This is a genomic window from Streptomyces sp. SID3212, assembly GCF_009865405.1.
Lineage (GTDB): Bacteria > Actinomycetota > Actinomycetes > Streptomycetales > Streptomycetaceae > Streptomyces.
In genome coordinates, this window is sequence record NZ_WWJY01000834.1 from 1 (window position 1) to 4,814 (window position 4,814).

Genomic DNA, 4,814 nt, shown 5'->3' on the forward strand with positions numbered 1-4,814 from the left:
GCCCCCGTTGTGTAGCGGCCTAGCACGCTGCCCTCTCACGGCAGTAGCGCCGGTTCGAATCCGGTCGGGGGTACGTACGTAGATATCCGGAAGGCCCTCCCCACCGGGGAGGGCCTTTTCCGTGCCCCGCCTTCTCAGCCCGTACGCCGCAGCGCCTCGCTCAGCCGGCCCGCCGCGTCGATCACGGCCTGGGCGTGCATCCGGCCCGGGTGGCGGGTGAGCCGCTCGATGGGCCCCGACACCGAGACCGCCGCGACCACCCGGTTCGACGGACCCCGCACCGGCGCCGACACCGACGCCACCCCGGGCTCGCGCTCGCCGATCGACTGGGCCCAGCCCCTGCGCCGTACCCCGGAGAGAGCCGTCGCCGTGAAGCGGGCGCCCTGGAGCCCCCGGTGCAGGCGCTCCGGCTCCTCCCACGCCATCAGGATCTGGGCCGAGGAGCCCGCCTTCATCGTGAGCGTCGAGCCGACCGGGACCGTGTCCCGCAGCCCCGACAGCCGCTCGGCGGCGGCCACGCAGATCCGCATGTCCCCCTGGCGCCGGTAGAGCTGCGCGCTCTCGCCCGTCACGTCCCGCAGATGCGTCAGCACCGGCCCCGCCGTCGCCAGCAGACGGTCCTCGCCGGCCGCCGCGGCCAGCTCCGCCAGCCGGGGGCCCAGGATGAACCGGCCCTGCATGTCCCTCGCCACCATCCGGTGGTGTTCCAGAGCCACGGCCAGCCGGTGGGCCGTGGGTCGAGCGAGCCCGGTCGCCGCGACCAGCCCGGCGAGGGTGGCCGGACCGGACTCCAGGGCGCTCAGTACGAGAGCAGCCTTGTCGAGAACGCCGACGCCGCTAGAGTTGTCCATGCAACGATACTCGCGTCTCACTCTGTGAAACGCAAGTTCCTTTTCCCAGGGTATTTGCCAACCTGTAGGGACAGGCCCGCGGACCACGGGTCCCCGCCGGCGTCCGGCACGAAGGGGTACGGACGCGGGCCCACGTCTCGAAAAGTGCCGGCGCTCCGCCGGCCGGAGGGAAAGCGATGGGTAGGACACTCGCGGAGAAGGTCTGGGACGATCATGTCGTCCGGCGGGCGGAGGGCGAGCCCGACCTCCTCTACATCGATCTGCACCTGCTGCACGAGGTGACCAGCCCCCAGGCCTTCGACGGCCTCCGTCTCGGCGGCCGGCAGGTCAGGCGACTCGACCTCACCATCGCTACCGAGGACCACAACACCCCCACGATCGACATCGACAAGCCGATCGCGGACCCCGTCTCGCGCGTCCAGTTGGAGACGCTCCGCAAGAACTGCGCGGACTTCGGCGTACGGCTGCACCCCCTCGGCGACGTCGAGCAGGGCGTCGTCCACGTCGTGGGCCCGCAGCTGGGGCTCACCCAGCCCGGCACCACCGTGGTCTGCGGCGACAGCCACACCTCCACCCACGGCGCGTTCGGCGCGCTCGCGTTCGGCATCGGCACCAGCCAGGTCGAGCACGTCCTCGCCACCCAGACCCTGCCGCTGGCCCGCCCCAAGACGATGGCCATCACGGTCGAGGGCGAACTGCCCCCCGAGGTCACCGCCAAGGACCTGATCCTCGCGATCATCGCCAGGATCGGCACCGGCGGCGGCCAGGGCTACATCCTGGAATACCGGGGCTCGGCCATCGAGAAACTCTCGATGGAGGCCCGGATGACCATCTGCAACATGTCGATCGAGGCCGGCGCCAGGGCGGGCATGATCGCCCCCGACGCCACCACCTTCGACTACCTCAAGGGCCGCGACCACGCCCCCGAGGGCGAGGACTGGGACGCCGCCGTCGCGTACTGGCAGACCCTGCGCACCGACGACGACGCCGTCTTCGACGCCGAGGTCTTCATCGAGGCCGCCGAACTGGCCCCGTTCGTCACCTGGGGCACCAACCCCGGCCAGGGCGCGCCGCTCACCTCGCACGTCCCCGACCCGGCTTCGTACGAGGACGCTTCGGAGCGCCACGCCGCCGAAAAGGCCCTGGAGTACATGGGGTTGACCGCCGGACAGGCGCTGCGCGACATCAAGGTCGACACCGTCTTCGTAGGTTCGTGCACCAACGGACGCATCGAAGACCTGCGCTCGGCGGCCTCGATCCTGGAGGGCCGCAAAGTCGCGGACGGCGTACGGATGCTGGTCGTCCCCGGGTCCGTACGGGTCGCGCTCCAGGCCGTCGCCGAGGGACTGGACAAGGTCTTCACCGGCGCGGGAGCCGAATGGCGGCACGCGGGCTGCTCGATGTGCCTGGGCATGAACCCCGACCAACTCGCGCCCGGCGAGCGCTCCGCGTCCACCTCCAACCGCAACTTCGAGGGCAGGCAGGGCAAGGGCGGCCGTACGCACCTGGTCTCCCCGCAGGTCGCCGCCGCCACGGCCGTACTGGGCCATCTGGCCTCGCCCGCCGACCTGTCCGACGCCGACGCCGCCCGTACGCCCGCTGGAGCGCGATAACCATGGAAGCCTTCACCACCCACACCGGCCGGGCCGTCCCGCTGCGCCGCAGCAACGTGGACACCGACCAGATCATCCCCGCCCACTGGCTCAAGAAGGTCACCAGGGACGGGTTCGAGGACGGGCTCTTCGAGGCCTGGCGCAAGGATCCGGAGTTCGTCCTCAACCGGTCCGAGTACGCGGGGGCCACGGTCCTGGTCGCCGGACCCGACTTCGGCACCGGATCCTCCCGCGAACACGCCGTCTGGGCCTTGCAGAACTACGGTTTCAAGGCCGTCGTCTCGTCCCGGTTCGCCGACATCTTCCGGGGCAACTCGCTCAAGAACGGTCTGCTGACCGTGGTTCTGGACCAGTCCGTCGTGGACGCCCTCCAGGAGATCGTGGAGAAGGACCCCACGGCCGAGGTCACCGTGGACCTGGAACAGCGGCAGGTGCGGGCCGGCTCCCCCGATGGAGCAGTGCTGACGGCTGATTTCGACCTTGACGAGAACGCCCGCTGGCGCTTGCTGAACGGGCTCGACGACATCAGCCTCACCCTTCAGAACGAAGGCGACATCGCCTCCTACGAGGCCTCCAGGCCGTCCTTCAAACCACGCACCATTACCGCCTGATCAGCGCTTTTCCCCTCCTGCACCCCCTGCCTCCCGGCAGGGGGTGCAGTTGCTTGTTGAGACCCCGTCGGGCGACAACTCGCCCCAGATGGCACAATCGGTGCATGGAACGCGACAACCAACTCAAGCTTTACGGGTTGGTCGCCGAACAACTGAAAGAGGCACACGCGAAGGTGCGTGGACTGCAAGTCCCGGAGGGCGTACGCATGGCGCTCACCCGGAAGCTGCTGGTCATCACGGCTGCGGCGAAGCACGATCTCCCGGATGCGGCAAGGCGTCTGGACCGCTTGACGAAGGACCTCGACGAGGGTCGATTTCCGGAAGGCGACTGACCTCCGCGGAACTCCGCCGGGCCGACTTCGTTGCGGCACTAGGGTGATTAGCCCGTTTCGTGTTTGATTTGCGGTATATATCTGCCTAACGTGCGAAAAAGCTTGAACACTTTCGTTCTGGCAATGTCTCCGAAGGGGAAGACGTGAACAAGGCGCAGCTCGTAGAAGCGATTGCGGACAAGGTCGGCGGCCGCCAGCAGGCCGCGGACTCGGTCGACGCCGTACTCGACGCGATCGTCCGCGCGGTCGTCGCAGGCGACCGGGTCTCGGTCACCGGCTTCGGCTCGTTCGAGAAGGTCGACCGCCCGGCGCGTTACGCGCGTAACCCGCAGACGGGTGAGCGGGTCCGGGTCAAGAAGACCTCGGTGCCGCGCTTCCGCGCGGGTCAGGGCTTCAAGGACCTGGTCAGCGGCTCGAAGAAGCTCCCCAAGAACGACGTGGCGGTCAAGAAGGCCCCCAAGGGCAGCCTCTCGGGCGGTGCTTCCACCCGTACGACGGTGAAGGCCGCGGCCAAGAAGGCCACCGCCAAGAAGGCCACGACCGCCAAGACGGCGGCCAAGCGGACGGTCGCCAAGAAGACCACCGCGAAGAAGACCAGCGCGGCCAAGAAGACCACGGCGAAGAAGGCCACGTCGTCGGCGTCGAAGACCACCGCCAAGAAGGCCACCGCGAAGAAGACCGCGCCGGCCAAGAAGGCGACCGCCAAGAAGGCGCCGGCGAGGAAGGCCGCGTCCCGCACCACCACCGCGAAGAAGACCGCCGCCAGGGGGAAGTAAGCGACAACAGGGCGACTCACGCGCCGGGCCGGGCTCCCCTCGGGGAGCCCGGCCCGCGGCGTTCCGCTCGGAGGGCCGGGGCTCGGAAGGCGAGGCTCGGAAGGCCGGGGCTCAGAAGGTCTGGAGCGTCACCAGCGTGATGCGCCGGGAGGGGCCCTCGCCCTCGGTCTCGATCCGCACCCGCTGGCCCGGCCGCAGCAGCCGCAGGCCGCCCGCGTCGAAGGCCGGGGCGTCGAACTCCACCGGGGTGCCGTCGTCCAGCAGCACACTCCCGCTGCGGGTCTCTGACTCGTACGTGTAAGCGGTCGCCTGCATGCCCGCAGCGTAGCGGTCGGCGTACCGCGCCGCCGTCCGCGGACCGAGCCCCAGCGCCGCCGCCACCAGCAGGTCCGCGCCCGTGTCGACGTCCCGCCGTACCGAATCCACCCCGGTCAGCAGAATTTCCACCGCGCCCGACGACAAATGCCGGGCCCGGGAAGGACCACCGAAAGCCGGATTCAATTCCGCGCCCGGGCCCGCCGCCAGCAAAGTGGTGCCGATTCCGGCGGCGTCCGCGAGAAATGCGCGCGGAAATGCGCTCGCGGCACCGAGCACCCGGGCCAGCTCGGCGGGCCGCAGCGCCGGCAGATCC

General features: G+C 69.8%; 5 protein-coding genes, 1 tRNA gene and 1 pseudogene. 5 read left to right on the forward strand and 2 right to left on the reverse strand.

The window, feature by feature from the left end:
- Positions 1-73, forward strand: a tRNA-Glu gene (locus tag GT042_RS25340).
- 61 nt (positions 74-134) lie between these two features.
- On the opposite strand, the gene ndgR is transcribed toward GT042_RS25340, so the two are convergent.
- Positions 135-851: an IclR family transcriptional regulator NdgR gene (gene ndgR, locus GT042_RS25345; protein WP_010984119.1), complete on the reverse strand. Its 717-nt coding sequence runs from the start codon at positions 849-851 to the stop codon at positions 135-137.
- A gap of 176 nt (positions 852-1,027) precedes the next feature.
- On the opposite strand from ndgR, the gene leuC reads away from it, so the two are divergent.
- The 4 genes from leuC to GT042_RS25365 all read left to right on the forward strand — a co-directional run bounded on the left by leuC (position 1,028) and on the right by GT042_RS25365 (position 4,183).
- The gene (gene leuC / locus GT042_RS25350; RefSeq protein ID WP_161311046.1) at positions 1,028-2,464 is read left to right on the forward strand and encodes a 3-isopropylmalate dehydratase large subunit; all 1,437 of its coding nucleotides are present in this window, start codon (positions 1,028-1,030) and stop codon (positions 2,462-2,464) included.
- 2 nt (positions 2,465-2,466) lie between these two features.
- Entirely contained in the window at positions 2,467-3,075 is a 609-nt protein-coding gene (gene leuD / locus GT042_RS25355; protein WP_161311047.1) for a 3-isopropylmalate dehydratase small subunit, read from the forward strand.
- Positions 3,076-3,179: 104 nt separating this feature from the next.
- Entirely contained in the window at positions 3,180-3,407 is a 228-nt protein-coding gene (locus GT042_RS25360) for a hypothetical protein (protein WP_161311048.1), read from the forward strand.
- Between the two features lie 143 nt (positions 3,408-3,550).
- Positions 3,551-4,183: an HU family DNA-binding protein gene (locus GT042_RS25365; RefSeq protein WP_161311049.1), complete on the forward strand. Its 633-nt coding sequence runs from the start codon at positions 3,551-3,553 to the stop codon at positions 4,181-4,183.
- Positions 4,184-4,294: 111 nt separating this feature from the next.
- Here GT042_RS25365 and GT042_RS25370 read toward each other — a convergent pair.
- A pseudogene (locus GT042_RS25370) lies at positions 4,295-4,814 on the reverse strand (2-phospho-L-lactate guanylyltransferase); the annotation flags it as partial.